15 protein-coding genes and 1 pseudogene are annotated in these 17,016 nt (G+C 71.7%); 8 read left to right on the top strand and 8 right to left on the bottom strand.

Annotated features, from left to right (window positions below):
• Positions 1 to 55 precede the first annotated feature (55 nt).
• The gene (gene pucL, locus OJ997_RS15915) at positions 56 to 904 is read left to right on the top strand and encodes a factor-independent urate hydroxylase (RefSeq protein WP_270026146.1); all 849 of its coding nucleotides are present in this window, start codon (positions 56 to 58) and stop codon (positions 902 to 904) included.
• 1 nt (position 905) lies between these two features.
• On the opposite strand, the gene OJ997_RS15920 is transcribed toward pucL, so the two are convergent.
• From OJ997_RS15920 to OJ997_RS15930, 3 genes are all read right to left on the bottom strand, one after another.
• Positions 906 to 2,876, bottom strand: a complete 1,971-nt coding sequence (locus tag OJ997_RS15920; protein WP_270026147.1) for a hypothetical protein — start codon at positions 2,874 to 2,876, stop codon at positions 906 to 908.
• A gap of 256 nt (positions 2,877 to 3,132) precedes the next feature.
• Positions 3,133 to 5,115: an NAD-dependent DNA ligase LigA gene (gene ligA, locus OJ997_RS15925; RefSeq protein ID WP_270026148.1), complete on the bottom strand. Its 1,983-nt coding sequence runs from the start codon at positions 5,113 to 5,115 to the stop codon at positions 3,133 to 3,135.
• 36 nt (positions 5,116 to 5,151) lie between these two features.
• On the bottom strand, positions 5,152 to 6,642 hold the full coding sequence (locus tag OJ997_RS15930) for a PQQ-dependent sugar dehydrogenase (RefSeq protein WP_270026149.1): 1,491 nt from the start codon (positions 6,640 to 6,642) through the stop codon (positions 5,152 to 5,154).
• Between the two features lie 92 nt (positions 6,643 to 6,734).
• Here OJ997_RS15930 and pyk point away from each other — a divergent pair, with 92 nt between their 5' ends.
• The gene (gene pyk / locus OJ997_RS15935; protein ID WP_270026150.1) at positions 6,735 to 8,135 is read left to right on the top strand and encodes a pyruvate kinase; all 1,401 of its coding nucleotides are present in this window, start codon (positions 6,735 to 6,737) and stop codon (positions 8,133 to 8,135) included.
• Here the strand turns inward: pyk and OJ997_RS15940 are convergent.
• Positions 8,068 to 9,153, bottom strand: a complete 1,086-nt coding sequence (locus OJ997_RS15940; protein ID WP_270026151.1) for an Ig-like domain-containing protein — start codon at positions 9,151 to 9,153, stop codon at positions 8,068 to 8,070. The two genes, pyk and OJ997_RS15940, sit on opposite strands and share 68 nt — an antisense overlap.
• A gap of 88 nt (positions 9,154 to 9,241) precedes the next feature.
• On the opposite strand from OJ997_RS15940, the gene OJ997_RS15945 reads away from it, so the two are divergent.
• Genes OJ997_RS15945 through OJ997_RS15970 form a run of 6 tightly spaced genes read left to right on the top strand, consistent with a single transcriptional unit; the run spans position 9,242 to position 14,807 of the window.
• Positions 9,242 to 10,345, top strand: a complete 1,104-nt coding sequence (locus OJ997_RS15945) for a M20 family metallo-hydrolase (RefSeq protein ID WP_270026152.1) — start codon at positions 9,242 to 9,244, stop codon at positions 10,343 to 10,345.
• Complete coding sequence (allB, locus tag OJ997_RS15950) at positions 10,333 to 11,607, top strand: allantoinase AllB (protein ID WP_270026153.1); 1,275 nt, start codon at positions 10,333 to 10,335, stop codon at positions 11,605 to 11,607. Before OJ997_RS15945 ends, allB begins: the two co-directional genes overlap by 13 nt.
• On the top strand, positions 11,607 to 12,020 hold the full coding sequence (locus OJ997_RS15955; RefSeq protein ID WP_270026155.1) for a DUF3830 family protein: 414 nt from the start codon (positions 11,607 to 11,609) through the stop codon (positions 12,018 to 12,020). The genes allB and OJ997_RS15955 overlap by 1 nt, the downstream gene beginning before the upstream one ends.
• The gene (locus OJ997_RS15960) at positions 12,007 to 13,074 is read left to right on the top strand and encodes a SurA N-terminal domain-containing protein (RefSeq protein ID WP_270026156.1); all 1,068 of its coding nucleotides are present in this window, start codon (positions 12,007 to 12,009) and stop codon (positions 13,072 to 13,074) included. Before OJ997_RS15955 ends, OJ997_RS15960 begins: the two co-directional genes overlap by 14 nt.
• Before the next feature lie 37 nt (positions 13,075 to 13,111).
• A complete protein-coding gene (locus tag OJ997_RS15965) occupies positions 13,112 to 13,867 on the top strand; it encodes an IclR family transcriptional regulator (RefSeq protein ID WP_270026157.1) in 756 nt (251 codons plus the stop codon).
• 46 nt (positions 13,868 to 13,913) lie between these two features.
• Positions 13,914 to 14,807 carry an aldo/keto reductase gene (locus OJ997_RS15970; RefSeq protein ID WP_270026158.1) on the top strand — a complete coding sequence of 298 codons (894 nt, stop codon included), beginning with the start codon at positions 13,914 to 13,916 and terminating at the stop codon, positions 14,805 to 14,807.
• Positions 14,808 to 14,977: 170 nt separating this feature from the next.
• On the opposite strand, the gene OJ997_RS15975 is transcribed toward OJ997_RS15970, so the two are convergent.
• From OJ997_RS15975 to OJ997_RS15990, 4 genes and pseudogenes are all read right to left on the bottom strand, one after another.
• Positions 14,978 to 15,673, bottom strand: coding sequence for a hypothetical protein (locus tag OJ997_RS15975; RefSeq protein ID WP_270026160.1), 696 nt, complete (start codon positions 15,671 to 15,673; stop codon positions 14,978 to 14,980).
• Between the two features lie 67 nt (positions 15,674 to 15,740).
• Complete coding sequence (gene rpmA / locus OJ997_RS15980) at positions 15,741 to 16,010, bottom strand: 50S ribosomal protein L27 (protein WP_270026161.1); 270 nt, start codon at positions 16,008 to 16,010, stop codon at positions 15,741 to 15,743.
• Between the two features lie 12 nt (positions 16,011 to 16,022).
• Complete coding sequence (gene rplU / locus OJ997_RS15985; RefSeq protein WP_270026162.1) at positions 16,023 to 16,334, bottom strand: 50S ribosomal protein L21; 312 nt, start codon at positions 16,332 to 16,334, stop codon at positions 16,023 to 16,025.
• 15 nt (positions 16,335 to 16,349) lie between these two features.
• Positions 16,350 to 17,016: pseudogene (locus tag OJ997_RS15990) on the bottom strand (hypothetical protein); the annotation flags it as partial.

A 17,016-nucleotide genomic window follows, 5' to 3' on the forward strand; every position in this document is an offset into this window, starting at 1 on the left:
CGAAAGAACCCGTCCCGCGTGACGAAAAGTTAGGTTCTGAGGGATCATCTCCCCTATGGCACGGCTCGGGATCAACCAGTACGGCAAGGCAGAGACGCACCTGGTTCGGGTGGTTCGCGACGGCGACGCGCACGTGGTACGCGATCTGCTCGTCTCCGTGGCGCTCTCCGGCGCGCTGGAGGCCGTGCATCTGGAGGGTGACAACTCGGCCGTGCTCGCCACCGACACCCAGAAGAACACCGTGTATGCGTTCGCAAAGGAGCATGGGGTCGGGACGCCGGAGGCGTTCGCGACGCTGCTCGCGCGACACTTCGTCGGCGGCGCGATCACCCAAGCGCGGGTGGAGGTGCGCGAGGTGGCGTGGGAGCGGCTCGGCGATCACGCGTTCACGCAGGCCTCGTCCGAGCAGCGCGTCGCGGTCGTGATCGCGTCCGCGGACGAGACGTGGTTCGCGTCGGGGCTCGGCGGGCTCGTCGTGCTCAAGACGACCGACTCCGAGTTCCACGGCTTCCCGCGCGATCGCTACACGACGTTGAAGGAGACGAGCGACCGCGTGCTCGCGACCGAGGTGGCCGCCCGCTGGCGCCACGACGGGACCGCTTCCTTCGAGGACGCGCGGGGCGCGCTGCTGGAGTGCTTCGCGGCGCACCACTCGCTGTCGCTGCAGCAGACGCTCTACGCGATGGGCTCCGCCGTGCTGGAGGCGTGCCCGACGGTGGCGGAGATCCGGCTGTCGATGCCCAACAAGCATCACTTCGTCGTGGACCTGTCGCCGTTCGGCCTGGAGAACCCCAACGAGGTCTTCCATGCCGACGATCGCCCGTACGGACTGATCGAGGGCGCCGTCGTACGCGACGACGCCCCCGATCCCGGTCCGATCTGGGCGGCTTATCCGCTGGTCTGACTCACCAGGCTCCGCCGCCACCGGTGGAGTCCGCGGGTCTTGCCTCCGGGCCGAGCCCGATCATCCCTCCGATCGTGTCGAGGGTGTCGTTGCTGACCGAGATGGTCACCGTCTGGGTGACGACGGCGCCCGCCGAGGAGACCCAGCCGGCGCTGACGCCCTCCGTCTGCATCGTCTGGAGCCCGTCGCGGTTCAGGGACAGCGACTGCGACACCTGCTGGTTGATGCCCTGGTTCAGCGACCCGACGTTTCCGCTGACTTTTCCGGTGATCCCGGCGGACCCCGCCGTAAGCTCCCCACTGGCTACGCCGAGGCCCAGCCTGCCGCTCATCTGCATGCTCGTCTCGGACGGGGCTCGCGCCTCGCCGAACGAGCCGAACAGGCCGAACCCTTCGGCCGGGCCGAACGTGATCGCCGTGTTCTCGTCGTCACGCGCGAACGCGACCGTCCCGCCGAGCGGGCCGAACGCGCCGGTGACCTTGGCCTCGTAACCCGTCGGCTCGACCGTCTGGATGAGCCCGGTGGACTCCACCTCGGCGGTCGGGTCCGGCGTGTGCGTCTCGGTGCCCGGGATGGCCAGGTCACCCATCGGGGTGTACGTCGGCGCCTCGTCGGAGACCGGATCGGACGGGTCGTACGCCGGGCCGTACTGCTGCATCGGCGGGTCGTACGGGGCGTCCAGCGCCGGGTCGTCGACGTGGGGCGCCAGCGACGCCTCGGGTCCGGGCAGGCCCAGATCACCCATCGGCGTGTACGCCGGCGCTTCGTCGGTCGTCTCCTCGTCCTCTTCGGACGAGCTCGTGCGGTTGGTGTTCTGCGCCGGGGCGTTGGTCGGATCCATCGTCGCCGGGGCGTCCTGCTGCTCGCGCGAGGACGGCGAGCTCGGACCGATGGTGAAGTCCGAGTCGTCGACCGTCGGCGTCGACGGGCCGGCGTAGTCGCCCATCGCCGTCACCGCGGGCGTCTCGTCCGCGGGGGCGGCGTCGGTCGTGGCCGGCGTCGTGGTGGTGGTGTCCGCTGCGTCTTCGCCGACGGGGCCGGCGTGGCTCGGCGGCGCGGCGATGTCGCCCATGGGCGTCGTCGTCGGCGTCGAGCGGTCGTCGGTCGTGTCGGCGGGCGCGGCGTCGTCGGCCTTCGCCGACGGAGCCGTGTCGGTGGTGTCGGCCGGCGCCGCGACGTCACCCATCGCGGTCGTGGCGGGCGTCGAGGACTCGGTGCCGGAGTCAGCGGCGGTCGAGATCGACGTGGCGGTCTCACGCGAGGACGGCGAGCTCGGCCCGATCGAGCCGTCCCAGCCGTCGTCGTCGGCGGCCGGCGTGTCGGCCGGCGCCGTGGTGGTGTCACTCGGCGCGGCGACGTCGCCCGTGGCGGTCGTCGTCGGCGTCGAGGTGTCGGTGGACGACGCGTCGTCCTCCGTGGCGGGCGCCGACGTGTCGCTGGACGACGAGTCCTCGCTCGTGTCCGCGGCGGGTGTCGACGTGTCGGCCGACGGACCGCCGACGTCGCCCATGGCGGTCGTCGGGGCCGAGGTGTCGGCGCTGGTGTCCGCGGACGAGTCGGCGGACGACGAGTCGCCGCCGCCCTCGTACTTGGACTCCTGCGACGAGGGCGAGCTCGAGCCGATCGAGCCGTCCCAGCCGCTGTCGTCCGAACCCGAGTCCGAGTCGGACGAGTCGCTCGACGACGTCGAGGGCGCGGCGTCCGCGGCCTCGGTCGGCGAGGAGATCGAGCCGCCGTCGTTGGACTCCTGCGAGGACGGCGAGCTCGAGCCGACCGACCCGTCCCAGCCGCCACCGCCGGAATCCGTGTCGCTGTCCGAGCTCGACGAGGAGTCGCTCGCCGAGTCGCTCGGGCCGGCCGCGTCCGCGGCCTCGCTGGGCGACGACGGCGACGAGTCGCTGTCGGAGCTCGACGAGGACGAGCTGTTGCTGGTGTTGTTGGACTCCTGCGAGGACGGGGAGCTCGAACCCACCGAGCCGTCCCAGCCGCCGCCGGAATCGGTGTCGCTGTCCGCCGACGAGCTACTGCTCGACGGCGCCCCTCCGTCCCAACCTCCGGGCTCGGCAAGGGTTGTCGCCGGCATTGCCGTGCCGGCGGTCAGAGCTGCTGCGAGGAGCGCCGCCAACACGCGACACCGCCGTTGCTGCAGCCGGAACAACTGCAATGGAACCTCCCGTCTGTCGGGCCGCCGCACCCCTGCAGGCGGCCTCGAAGACTCCTGTACCCGCTTACGCGAGTCCTGCGCTGATTATTTGCTGCCAGATTTCGGACTGGTCGACGACGCTAACTTCGAGCTTTTCGGCCTTCGCGATCTTGGACGCCCCGACGTCGGCGCCAGTGATCAGCATGTCCGTACTGGCGGACACCGAGGAGGCGATGGCGGCGCCGGCCCGCTCGCACAGCCGCTGGAACGCCGGGCGCGGGACCTTCTCGCCGCTGCGCGGGTCGGAGATCGCGCCCGTGATCACGACGGTCTTGCCCTCCAGCGGCGCGCCCGCGGCGACCTCCGGCGGCAGGTCCTCGTCGCGCACGTCCAGCGACACCCCGCGCTCCCGCAGCCGCTCGAGCTCCGGCTTGACGCGCTCGAGGTGGTTGGTCAGCGACTCCGCGACCTTCGGGCCGATGTCCTCGACCGCCACGAGCTTCTCGACGCCGGCCTTCGCGACCTCTTCGAGCGACTTGAAGCCGGCGCGGCACAACCGCGCGGCCGTCCCTTCGCTCGCCATCGGGATCGCGAGCCCGATCACGGCCCGCCGCAGCCCGACGTCCTTGGAGGCCTCGATCGACTCGACCATCCGCTCCGCGCTGACCTCGCCGATCCGGTCGAACTCCAGCAGCCGCTCCTTCGTCAGGCCGTAGAAGTCCGACGGGTGCTCAAGATCACCCGACGCGGCGAGCTTCTCGATCCACACCGGCCCGACGGCCTCGATGTCCGCCGCCGCCCGTGACGCCCAGTGGATGAGCCGGCGCACGGTCTGCGCGGGGCACACGAGGTTCGTGCAGAACAGCTCGCGCGACTCGCCGCGCTCGGTCAGCGGCTCCCCGCACGACGGGCAGTGCGACGGCGGGACGATGTCCTGCTCCTCCCCCGTGCGCTTGGACTCGTCGAGCACACCGGCCACGAACGGGATCACGTCTCCGGCCCGGCGCACGAGCACGGTGTCGCCGATCTTGACCCCACGCGCGCGGATCACTTCCTGGTTGGCGAGGGTCGCGCGCGTCACGGTCGTCCCGCCGACGAACACGGGCTCCAGCCACGCGACCGGCGCGATCTTGCCGGTCTTGCCGACGTCCCAGACGACGTCGTTCAGGACGGTCGTCTTCTCCTCGGCCGCGAACTTGAAGGCGAGAGCGCCCCGGGGCGAGTTGGAGCGGGTGCCCGCCGCGGCGAACGCGTCGCGGTCGGCGAGCCGCAGCACCGCGCCGTCGAGGTCGTAGTCGAGCGAGGCGCGCTCCGTCTCGATCTCGCTGATGACCGCCTGCGCCGCGGCCGCGTCGTCGCAGTGCCGCATCCCGGCCGGGTCGAAGGCCAGCGCGCGCAGCCCCTCCTCCAGGTCCGAGGCCGCGCCCTCCTCCACGTCCAGGTCGAACGCGAAGAAGTACAGCTCCCGCCCGGCGACCGTCGCCGGGTCCTTGGCCCGGACCGTGCCGGCGGCCGCGTTGCGCGGGTTGATCAGCGGCTTGTCCGGGTGCGCCTCGTTGTAGGCGGCGAACGTCGAGCGCAGCATCACGGCCTCGCCGCGCACCTCCACGCGCCCCGCCGAGTCCACGGTGGTCGGGACCCCGTCGACGAGCTTGCGGATGATCGGCGTCACGTCGTCGCCGGTCGTGCCGTCGCCGCGCGTGATCGCCCGCGCGAGCTTGCCGCCCTCGTAGACGATCGCCAGCGACAGCCCGTCGAGCTTGGGCATGACGATCACCGACTGCCCCGGGAAGCGCGCCATGAACGCCTCGACCTGCTCGGGCTTGGTCGCCTTCTCCAGCGACAGCATCGGCCGCGAGTGCCGGACGGGCGCGTGCAGGACGCTCGGCGCGCCGACCTGCTCCAGCGGGTTCGGATCCGGCGTGAGCTCCGGGTGCTCCGCGAGCAGCCCGCGCAGCTCGTCCTCCAGCGCGTCGTACTCCGCGTCCGCGACGCTCGGCGCGCCGTCGTAGTACAACGCGCGCAGCTCCGTCAGCTGCCGCGCCAGCTCCTCGATCCGTTCCTTCACGGCGAGAACGCTACGCGCGGCAGCCGACGGACGCGTCTACTTGCGGGAGATCTCGTACACGGTCCCCTGCGAGGACGACACGACGTACAGCGTCCCCTCGGGGCTCTCCTTGACGTCCGGCGTGACCCCGAAGTTCTCGCCGAAGAGCAGCGACTCGGACTCCGTGATCTCGTACTTGGCCACGTTGTCGGCGACCTTGTCCTTCAGGCGGCGGTCCTCCGGGTCGACCTCGCGCCGGTTGCCCGAGATCGGCAGCCGGAACAGGTTGCCGCCGCGCAGCGAGCCGCGGGCGGAGCCGACGAACAGATCGCCCTTGTAGTCCTTGCCGAGCTCCTTGGTGGAGAGGAAGTCGATGCCGCCCGGGGCGACCTCGTACTTCCACGTCATCTCCGGGTCGCTGAACTTCGAGCCGGGGAGCTTGAACAGGCGGTCGTACGCCTCATACGGCGTGTCCGCGATGTTCACCGGGTCCCAGCGGGTCTGCTGGAGCCCGTAGTAGCCGGCGGGCGCGGCGGGATCCGGCGGCACCGGGGTGCGCGTCGTCTCGATCGCCTTGAACTGCGCCACGCGCGAGAGCGGGCCCATGACCTGCACCCAGCCCGAGTTGAAGCCGTCCTCGACGCGGTTGATCTCGCTGAACGAGTCGTCGCCGTTCTCCTGCTCCCACAGGTCACCGCTGAACGGATCGAAGCTCATGCCGAACCCGTTGCGCAGGCCGTAGGCGTAGATCTTCTTCAGCGACGCGCCGACCGAGCCGCCACGCTCCGCGCCCAGCCGGTAGAACGGGTTGTCCCGCGGCGCCGTGCCGTCGGGGTTCAGGCGCAGGATCACGCCCGTGGTGTGGTTGGCGTCCGGGTCCGGGCCGCCGAACTGGTCGTCGCCGATCGTGACGCCGTCGTTGGGCGGGAACACGAACGGCCCGTCGATCAGGTTCTGCAACTGGCCGCGGCGCCCCGTGTCGCCGACCTGCAGGTAGAGCTTGCCGTCCGGGCCGACGCGCACGACGCCGCCGTTGTGGTTGCCACGGAAGACGGGCACCGCCGGGTTGGTCCGGTTGGTCGCGTCGTCCTGCAGCGCGCGCTGACGGTGCAGCGTCTTCTCGAAGACGAGCTGCGTGCCGTCCCAGTGGAAGCGGTCCAGCCGGTTGCCCAGCAGCGGCACCGCGTCACCCGCCGCGTTGTCGACCGCCTGGGTGGTCTCGCTCCAGTAGAGGTAGACCGTCCCGTTGAACTTGAAGTGCTTGTCGAGCGCGATGCCCAGCAGGCCCCGCTCGGAGTTCGAGTTGACCGTCAGGTCGAGCACCACGGACGCAACGCCGTCCTTGACGCGCTTGACCTGTCCCGTCGGCTTCTCGAGCACGAAGAAGTCGTCCTCGCCGATGAACTCCAGCTGCACGGGCTGGCTCAGCCCGGCGACCACCGGCGCGACCTTGAGCTTCGGGTCGACCACGCTCGGCGCGGTCTGCGCGAACGCCGATCCGGCCATGGTCAGGCTCGCGGCAGCCGCGATCCCAACGGTGAAACGCACCGCTTTCATCCCCACCTCCGATTGGATTCATGTGACCCCCCGTAACCACCTACGCACAGAGTTGGACGCCGGTTCGACAGAATCAGGGGCAGATGTTGGAACGGCGGACGAAGATCGTCGCGACGCTCGGTCCTGCGACCGACGCCGACGGAATGCTCGACAGGCTGGTATCAGCCGGTCTGGATTGCGCGCGGCTGAATTGCTCGCATGGCTCCCACGACGACCTGCGGCGCCGTGCGGCCGCAGTTCGCGCTGCGGCTGACCGGGCAGGACGCCCGCTCGGCCTGCTGTTTGACCTGCAGGGACCGAAGTTGCGCCTTTCGGGGGATGTCGAGGAGCAGATGGTCGCCGTCGGCGACCGTGTGACGTTCTCCGCGAGCGGCACCCCGGGCGCGATCAAGGTGGAGTTCGACAAGTTCGCGGCGCTCGTCACGGAGCGCTCGCAGATCGTGATCGGCGACGGCGTGCCGCGGTTCGCCGTGGAGCGCCTGGACGGCGAGGACGTGGTGGCCCGCGCGGTCTCCCCGGGGCCGCTGTCGGCGCGCAAGGGCATCAACGTGACCTACGCGCGCCCCGAGCTGCCGGCGATCACCGAGAAGGACGTGGCCGACCTCGCGCTCGCGTGCGAGCTGGGCGGTGACTTCATCGCGCTCTCGTTCGTGCGCTCGGCGGCGGACATGGAGCAGCTGCGTGAGCTCGTGACGGGCCACGGCAGCCGCGCGCGGCTGATCGCCAAGGTCGAGAAGATCGAGGCCTACGAGGCGCTGGACGAGATCATCGACGCCTCGGACGGGCTGATGGTCGCGCGCGGCGACTACGGCGTCGAGGCCGGCGTCGCGCGGGTGCCGCTGATGCAGAAGGACACGATCCGGCGCGCCACCCAGGCGGGCAAGTTCGTGATCACCGCGACGCAGATGCTCGAGTCGATGATCCAGGCGCCGGAGCCCACGCGGGCCGAGGCCACGGACGTCGCCAACGCCGTGATCGACGGCACGAGCGCGGTGATGATGTCGGCCGAGACGAGCGTCGGCGCCTATCCGTTCGAGTCGGTGACGGCGATGGCGACGATCGCGCTCGCGGCCGAGGAGTCGCCGGTGATCCACGGCCGGGCCCGCCCGATCAAGGGCGAGGACACGAGCCGCGCCGTGATGCGCGCGGCCGTGGACCTCGCCGACGAGCTGGACGCGACCGCCCTGATCATCCCGACCGCGTCCGGCGGCGGCGCGCGCATCTGCGCCAAGTACCGCAAGCGCCGGCCGATCATCGCGCTCGCGCACGAGGAGACGATCGCCGAGCAGCTCACGCTGGAATGGGGCGTCTACCCGACGATCATGGACACCGCGGAGTCCGTGGACGACATGATCGAGAGCGCGCTCACCACCGCGCGCGACTTCGCCGGGCTGCCGTCCGGCTCGCGCGTGGTGATCACCTCAGGCCGGCGGACGGGGACGCCAGGCGCCACGAACCTGGTGATGGTGCGCGAGATCCCTTAGCGACGCGAGCCGTCTTCGTCGCCTTGACGGTCACGCGCCGCGTGATCGTCTTGGCGGCGCCGCCGGTGGCCGGCTGGAAGCGCAGCTTCACCGTCACCTTCACGCTCTTGCCCTTCGCCAGCTTGCGCTTGGCCTTGGCGCTGGGGTTGATGACGAGCGTCACGCGTTCGGCGGCCGTGGTCACCTTCGACGCCGTGCCGTACTTGGTCACGCCGGACGCCGAGGCGTGCGCGGTCACGGTGCCGGCGGCGGGCAGCTGCGTGAGCAGCGAGATCGCGCCGGTGCGGGTCGTGGTCGAGCGCAACACCGCGTAGGGCGGCTGCGTGACCGGGTTGATCCGCTGCTGCGGGATCGGGTTGACGACCGGCGGCGGCGGGACGGGCGGCGCGGTGACGGTGTGCGTCGTGCTTCCTGCGGATGGCTCGAACACCACCGGGTCGGTATCGCTGTAGCGCGCCTCGAACGTGTGCGCACCCGCCGCGAGGGCGGCGCCGCCGATGATCGTGACCGTGCCGTCCTGGCCGAGCGGGAACGGGCCGGCCGCGCTGGCGCCGTCCACGAACAGGGTCACCCCGCCGGACGGCGGCGCGTCACTGCTCGTGTTGATCACGCCGACGTCGATCTTGACCGGCTTGCCCTGATCCGACGGGCTTGGGCTGCTGACCACCGTCACGCGGGTCTTCGCCGGAAGGATCGTGGGCGTCGCCTCGCCGGAGCTGGCCTGGTTGTTCGCGTCGCCGAGGTAGAACGCCGTGACCTTGTCACCAGGCCCGACGTAGAGCTCGAGCTCGTCGACGGCCTCCCCCAGCCCGTTGAGCGGGACGGGCAGGCCGTACGTGGTGCCGTTGATCGCGAAGGCGACGGCGCCGGTCGGGACCCCGTTCGTCCCGGTCACCTTGGCGGTGAATCTCAGGTCGTCCTCGCCGAAGTAGCTCGTGGGCAGGTTCGGCGTCAGCGTCGTCGTGGTGGGGGTGGCAGCCTGCGCCGTGGTGGGAAGCACCAGGGCCGCGACCGCCAAGAGGAGAAGGACCGTCCTTGGCATGGGATGAACCCAATATGAGCCGCACTCAGAAGTCAAGAATCCGTGAGCTGTCATCGTCCACCGGATGAGCGAGGCGGCGCGGCGCGTGCTCCAGCGGGCGGACGAGCTGGCGTCCTTCACGGAGGAGCCCGGCCGGATCACGCGGCCGCTGGCGACGCCGGCGCTCGCGGGCGCGATGGCGCGCGTGCACGAGTGGATGACCGCGATCGGCCTGGACCCGGTGAGCGACGCGATGGGCAACCTGGTCGGCCGTCGCGGGCCGGGCCCGCGGCTGATCGTCGGCTCGCACCTGGACTCGGTCGCCGACGCGGGCCGCTACGACGGCATCCTCGGCGTGCTCGTGGGGCTCGAGGTGGCGGCCGCCACCGACGTCCCGATCGAGGTCGTGGCGTTCGCGGACGAGGAAGGGCTGCGCTTTCAGTCGACGTTCCTCGGCTCCCGCGCGTACGTGGGCCAGGTCACGCCGGAGGAGGAGGCGATGGTCGCCGTCACGCTCGGCCCGCCGCTGTTCGAGGGCGCGAAGGCCTACCTGGAGGTCCACATCGAGCAGGGCCCGGTGCTCGAAGCGCTCGACCTCCCGCTCGGCGTGGTCACGGCGATCGCGGGCCAGTCGCGCTTTCGGGTGACGGTCACCGGCCGCGCCGGGCATGCGGGCACGACGCCGATGGCCCTGCGCAACGACGCGCTCACCGCCGCCGCGGACCTCATCCTCGCCGCGGAGCGGATTGCGCGCGAGGAGCCCGGCCTCGTGGCGACGGTCGGCACGATCACCATCCCCGGCGGCGCGGTCAACGTCATCCCCGGGCGGGTGGAGCTGACCGTCGACATCCGGCACGCGGACGATGCCGTCCGCGCGCGCGGGATCGAGGCGCTGCGCCGCGAAGGCCGCCCGGACGTCGACTTCGAATGGCAGCTGATCCACGCGCACGACGCCACGCCGTGCTCGCCGGCGCTGACCGAGCGGCTCGCGGACGCCGTCGGCCCGGGCGCGCACGCGCTGCCGAGCGGCGCCGGGCATGATGCCGTCACGATGGCCGCGTTCACCGACATCGCGCTGCTGTTCGTCCGCTGCGCCGGCGGCGTGAGCCACCATCCCGACGAAGCCGTGACCGAGGCCGACGTGGCGGCCGCCATCGACGCGGCAACGAGGTTCGCGTGGTCGATCTAGTCGTCCGCGGCGGGCACGTGGTCACGCCCGCGGGGGTGATCGACGCCGACGTCGGTGTGGCCGACGGCGTGATCACGGCGGTCGCGCCGGAGCTGCCGGGCGGCGCGCGCGAGCTCGACGCGACGGGGCTGCACGTCCTCCCCGCCGGCCTGGACCCGCACGTGCACTTCAACGAGCCGGGCCGCACGCACTGGGAGGGCATCCGGACCGGCAGCGCGGCGCTCGCCGCGGGTGGCTTCAGCGCGTTCTTCGACATGCCGCTGAACTCGACCCCGCCGACCACCGACGGCGCCGCCTTCGACGCCAAGCTGGAGGCCGCGCGGCGCGAGTCGTCGGTCGACTTCGGCCTCTGGGGCGGGCTCGTGCCGGGCGCACAGCTCGAGGAGCTCGCGGCGCGGGGCGTGGTCGGGCTGAAGGCGTTCATGTCCAACTCGGGCATCGAGGACTTCGCGCACGCCGACGACGTCACGCTCTACGAGGGCATGGCAACCGCCGCGCAGCTCGGGTTGCTCGTCGCCGTGCACGCCGAGAACGACGCGCTGACCGCCCGCTCGCGCGGGCTGTCCGTGCGCGACTGGATGGATTCGCGCCCCGTCGTCGCCGAGCTGGAGGCGATCGGCCGCGCCATCACCTACGCCGAGGCGACCGGCTGCAAGCTGCACATCGTGCACGTCTCGAGCGGGAGCGGCGTGGGCCTGGTCACCGCGGCCCGCGCGCGCGGCGTCGACGTGACCTGCGAGACGTGCCCGCACTACCTGTTCCTCACGCCCGACGACGTCGAGGCGCTCGGCCCGATCGCCAAGTGCGCGCCGCCGATCCGCGACGCGCCCGAGCAGGACGCGCTGTGGGAACGCCTGCGCGGCGGCGAGATCGACTTCGTCACGTCCGACCACTCGCCGTCGTCGCCGGAGCTCAAGGCCGAGGAGTTCGGCAAGGCGTGGGGCGGGATCTCCGGCGCGCAGACGACGCTGGAGCTGCTGCTCGGCGCGTTCGCCGTCGAGGACGCGGCGGCGTTGACGACGCGCGCGGCGGCGCGGTTCGGCATCCCGGGCAAGGGCGTGATCGAGCCGGGCGCCGACGCCGACCTCGCGCTCGTCGACCTCGACGCCGCGTACACGCTGCTGGCCGCGGACCTGCGCTACCGCCACCCCGTGTCCCCCTACGTCGGCCGGCACCTGCAGGCGCGCGTGCGGCGGACGCTCGTGCGGGGCCGCGACCCGGCACCGGGCGTGGGTCGACTCTTGAGGCCTACGATCCGCTGATGCTCACGATCACGGCGGGGCCGTTCTCCTTCAAGGGCGAGTTCGAACGCGAGCGTGCGCCGAGGACCGTCGAGGCCTTCGAGCGCTTGCTGCCGTTCCACTCGCAGATCATCCACGTGCGCTGGAGCGGCGAGTCGGCGTGGATCCCGCTGGGCGACCTGGACATCGGGCTCGATCGCGCCCCCGAGAACGCGACCAGCTTCCCCGCGCCCGGGCAGGTGCTCTGGTACCCGGGCGGGATCAGCGAGACCGAGCTGCTGTTCCCGTACGGCGGGACGCGCTTCGCGAGCATCGTCGGCCAGCTGGCCGGCAACCATTTCCTGACGATCACCGAAGGCGTCGACCAGCTGCGTCCACTCGGGGAGCACGTACTGTGGAAGGGTGCTCTTGACATCGTCTTTGCTCGCGGCTAGCACCGCGCTCGCTCCTGGCCTCGTCGCCCGCGTCGCGGATCGCCCGATCTACAAGACCGAGTACGACCACTGGACCGCGATCTACGACTTCGGCGACGAGGGCGAGACGAAGCCCGCCCAGCGCTCCGAGGAGGTGCTCGGGCTCCTCATCGTCTTCAACTGGTACGACCTCGAGGCCGAGCGCCTGAACGTCAGCGTCAGCCCGGCCGAGGTGCGCCGCGGGGTGACCGAGGCGAAGGCGGACGAGTGGGACACGGAAGCGGAGTTCCAGGAGTACCTGCGCAAGTCGGGGGCGACGGTCGCGGACCTCGAGCGCAGCGTGCGGTTCGAGCTGCTCGTCGAGCGCATCTCCAAGCGCTACGTCGCCGGGGCGAAGACGGACGCCGACAGGTCGCGCCTGTACGTGCGCAACGCCCGCCGGTTCGAGGCGCGGTTCCGCCGCATGACCGCGTGCGGGACGGGCTACTTCTACAAGGACTACTGCGTCAAGGAAGTGCCGCTCGCGGCCGCGACACCGGCGTCGGCGTCACGCGCGGCGGGTCCGCCGCTCGCCCCGGGGCTGGTCGCGCGCGTCGCCGACCGGCCGATCTACAAGACCGACTTCGATCACTGGATGGTCGTCGCGGACATGGCCGCGGACGGCGAGGTCGGCGACGACCCAGCTGAGCTGCGCCCACAGGTCATGCAGTTTCTGCTCTCGTTCCACTGGATCGACCTGGAAGCCGAACGGCTCGGCGTCAACGTCTCGCAGGGCGCGATCGACACGGCGTTCCGGCGCCAGAAGCGGCAGTCGTTCCCGAAGGCGACGGACTTCGAGAAGTACCTCGCCGAGAGCGGGCAGACGGTCGAGGACATCAAGCGGCGCGTGCGGATCGATCTGCTCTCCAACGGCATCCGCGACCGCGCTGTCGCGCGGGCCAAGACGTCCGAGGGCCAGCAGCGGCTGCTGGAGCGGTACGTGGTGCGCTTCACCAACCGGTACCGTCGCCAGACCGCCTGCGGGACCGGGTACGTCACCGAGGACTGCGTGAAAGAAGTGCCCCTCTCCGCATAGCGGAACACACGTTCCGTCAAGCGGTATGCTGCGCTCCATGGCGCAGCGCGTGCAATCGCTCGATCGGGCGCTGGACCTTCTCGAGGCGCTGTCGGGCGCCGACGAGCTGGGCGTCTCCGAGCTCGCGGCGCAGACCGGGCTGGTGCCGAGCACGACGCATCGCCTGCTCGGCACGCTCGTCGACCGCGGCTACGCGGCGCAGAACCCGGCCACCGGGCGCTACCTGCTCGGTTACAAGCTGCTGCAGCTCACGGGCGGCCTGTCGGACCGGATGGCGCGGCTGCGCACCGCCGCGCGACCGCATCTGGAGGCGATCCAGGACGAGACGGGCGAGACGACGAACCTGTGCGTGCTCGAGGGCCGCAACGTCGTCTACGTCGACAGCGTGTCCGGCACCCGCAGCGTGCGGCTGTTCACCGACATCGGCTACGCGATCCCCGCCCACACCTCGGGCGCCGGCAAGGCGCTCCTGGCCTGGCGTGACCCGGCGGACGTCGAGGCGCTGCTCGGCGGCGCGCCGCTCAGCGCCTCCACCCCACGCACGTTGACGACGATGGGCGCGCTGCAGGAGGACCTCGCGAAGATCCGCCGGCGCGGCTACAGCACCGACAACGAGGAGCACGAGCTGGGCGTCGGCTGCGTGGCCACGCCGATCCTCAACCGCGCGGGCGCACCGCTCGCCGCGATCAGCGTCTCCGGCCCGACGACGCGCATCCTGCACGCCGACACGGCCGACATCGCCGGCCTGCTGCGCGAGCACGCCGAGCGGGTCGCCGAGACGCTCGGCTCCTGAGGACGGTCCGCGTGCCCGCCGCGGCCGCGGGGAAGGACGAACCTCGATGAAGATGCGAGAGATCGGCAATGACACCGTCGGCCGCGAGCGCGTGGGCGCGATCGGGCTCGGCCTGATGACCTTCGACCAGACCGGCGCGCAGCCCCGTGAGCAGCTGGCCGCCACGGTCCGCGCCGCCGTGGACGCCGGCGTGCGTCTGCTCGACACCGCCGACGCGTACGGCCCGGGAGACGAGCTCGGCGCCAAGGCCCAGGGCGAGAACGAGCGGCTCATCGCCGGGCTGCTCGACGAGCTCGGCCTGCGCTCGGAGGTCCTGCTCGCCACCAAGGGCGGCCACGTGCGCACCGACGGCGGCGGCTGGGGCCTCGACAGCTCCCCAGAGCACCTTCGGGCCGCGGTCGACGCGTCCCTGCAGCGGCTCGGCGTCGACCAGCTCGCGCTGTGGCAGCACCACCGGCCCGACCCGGAGCGCGACTACGCCGACATCGTCGGGACGCTCAAAGAGATCCACGGCTCCGGCAAGGTGCGCATGGTCGGGATCTCGAACGCGAACGCCGACCAGATCCGTCTCGCGCACTCCGTCCTCGGCGATGCGCTCGTCAGCGTCCAGAACGAGTTCTCGCCCGCGTTCCGCTCCAGCCGGCCCGAGATCGACGTCTGCGAGGATCTCGGCCTCGCGTTCCTGCCCTGGTCACCGCTCGGCGGTCTCAGCAGCGCGAAGGGTCTCGCGGACAAGCACCCCGCGTTCAAGGCGGTCGCGGACGCCCACGGCGTCAGCGCCCAGCAGGTCGCGCTCGCGTGGGAGCTCGCCCAGTCCGAGTGCGTCATCCCGATCCCCGGAGCCAAGCGCCCGCAGTCGATCACCGACTCGGCGGCCGCCGCCGACCTCGAGCTCTCGCCCGACGAGCTCGCGGCCCTGGACGCCGAAACGGGGAGGTAGGGCTCAAGCGATCGTCGGGTGTGCCGATGCCTAGGAAACAGCTTGGATGCAAGATGCGCCAAGCGCCCCCAGACGAAAGATCGCCATGACGGCCGCCCTCTTCCTGATCGCTCTCAACGCCGTGCTCGTCGGCTCGCTCGCCATCCGCCGCGACGCCTAATCCCTTCGGGTCACCGCAGCGGCGCGGGCGCGTCGCGCCATTCGATCGCGAGCGCTTCGAGCAGCGCCGCGTACGAGACCGAACGGTCGGTCCGCCGCCGGAACGCGCGGGAAGCGGCCGCGTGCTGGCGCACGTAGTCCACGACCGGCCGGAGCTCGTCCTCGCGTTGGAGCTCGGACGCGAGGCGTTGCAGCCAGTCCGCGTCGCTCTCGAGCTCCTCGGGCTCGGCCAGCACGCCGGCGGGCAGCTCGTGGAACGCGTACTCCAGGTCCTTCAGCAGCGTGTCGAGCAGCCAGCGGCGGCTTTGCGTGCCGACCGTCTCCTGCTCGGCGGCGCGTCGCAGCAAGTCGCGCTCGTCGAGGTCGGTGCGCGCGACGGAGCCGGTCGCGAGCACGATCCCCAGTCGCCGCGCACCGTCGGCGGAGTCCACGCGCCGCTCGAGATGCGGGAGCAGGACCCGTTGCCACAACGGGTGCCGGAGCAGGGTCGGCGCGTGCTCGCCCGGCTCGAGCGGGTCGATCCACGCGACGGCGAGCGCTTCGGCGAACCGGTCGCGCCGTGCGTCGTCGCCGCCCAGGGACGTGACCAGCGCGTCGAGCGCCGTGAGCGCCTCGGTGCGGCGGCCTTCGTCGTGCAGCTCGACGAACGACCGCCACGAGCGACGTTCGTCAGGCGTGAGGCTTGTCTCGTCCGGTCGGTGTGACACGCGCGAAGCCTATTAACGACGACGGGCGCCACGTGGGCGCCCGTCGAGAAGTGCGTGCAGCTGCCGGCTAGGCGGCGGCTTCGGTCTCGGCCGGGATGACCGAGATGACGCGACCGCGGCGACCTTCCTTGAAGTCCACCGTGCCCGCGGCGCGAGCGTAGATCGTGTCGTCCTTGCCGATGCCCACACCGAGGCCCGGCTTGAACTTGGTGCCGCGCTGGCGGACGATGATCTCGCCGCCCGTCACGACTTCGCCGGCGAACACCTTCACACCGAGGCGCTTGGCGTTGGAATCACGGCCGTTACGGCTGGAGCCGAGGCCTTTCTTATGAGCCATGGGTTCCTATCCCTAACCGATCGACGTGATGCGGATGCGGGTGAGCTCCTGGCGGTGACCAGTGCGGCGCTTGTACCCGCGCTTCGGCTTGAACTTGAAGACTCGGAGCTTCGGGCCACGCTCGTGCGCGACGATCTCGGCCTGCACGCTTGCGCTGGCCAGACCGTCGCCCTCGAAAACGGGGTCGGTGCCTTCACCGGCGAGCAGCAGAGGCTGCAGCGCAACGGTGGCACCGACGTCGTCGGGCAGACGCTCGATCAGGAGGGTCTGGCCCTCGATGACGCGGTATTGCTTACCGCCGGTCTTGATGACTGCGTAGGACATTGTCTAGTTAAGGCTTCAGTCGGAGACTTCGGCGTCGGCCTGCGCCTTCGCGCGCGAACGGCGCCGTCCATTGCGGCCACGGCGCCGGGCCGAAGAGGATAGCGCGTCTTCGCCGTCGGCCTCCAGGTCGGCCGGAGTGAGCGACACGGACTCGACGTTCGCCTCCAGCGCCGCCGGGCGTTTGCGCGCACGGCCCTTGGGCTTCGGGGTCTCCCCGTCGATCCCGACCGCGGCCTCCGCGGCCGCCGCGACGGCCTCCGGAGCGGGACGCTTGCGCGCCCGGCCCTTCGGCTTGGGCGTGCCGTCCTCGGCCACCGCGTCCGCGGGCTCGGCCTCGGCCGCGGCGGGCTTGCGCCGGCGCGAACGGGGCTTCGGCGCGGCCTCCTCGACCGTCACGTCCGGCGCGGCGGCCTCGACGGCCTCCCCCGGCTCGGTGGCGGCGGGCTTGCGCCGGCGGGCACGCGGCTTGGCGACCGGCTGGTCCTCGACCGGCGCGGCAACCACAGCGACGTCATCGCCGCCAGCGGGCTCGGCCTCGACCGGCGCGACGGCGGCATCGCCTTCGGCCGGCTCGGCGCCACGGCGGCGGCGCGAGCGCGGCTTCGGCGCCGCCTCCTCGGCGACCGCACCGGCGGCCACGGCCTCCTCGGCGGGCTGGGCGGCAGCGCGGCGACGCGCGGAC

Origin of the sequence: Solirubrobacter phytolaccae, assembly GCF_027587195.1 — a bacterium.
In the GTDB taxonomy this organism is placed as follows: domain Bacteria; phylum Actinomycetota; class Thermoleophilia; order Solirubrobacterales; family Solirubrobacteraceae; genus Solirubrobacter; species Solirubrobacter phytolaccae.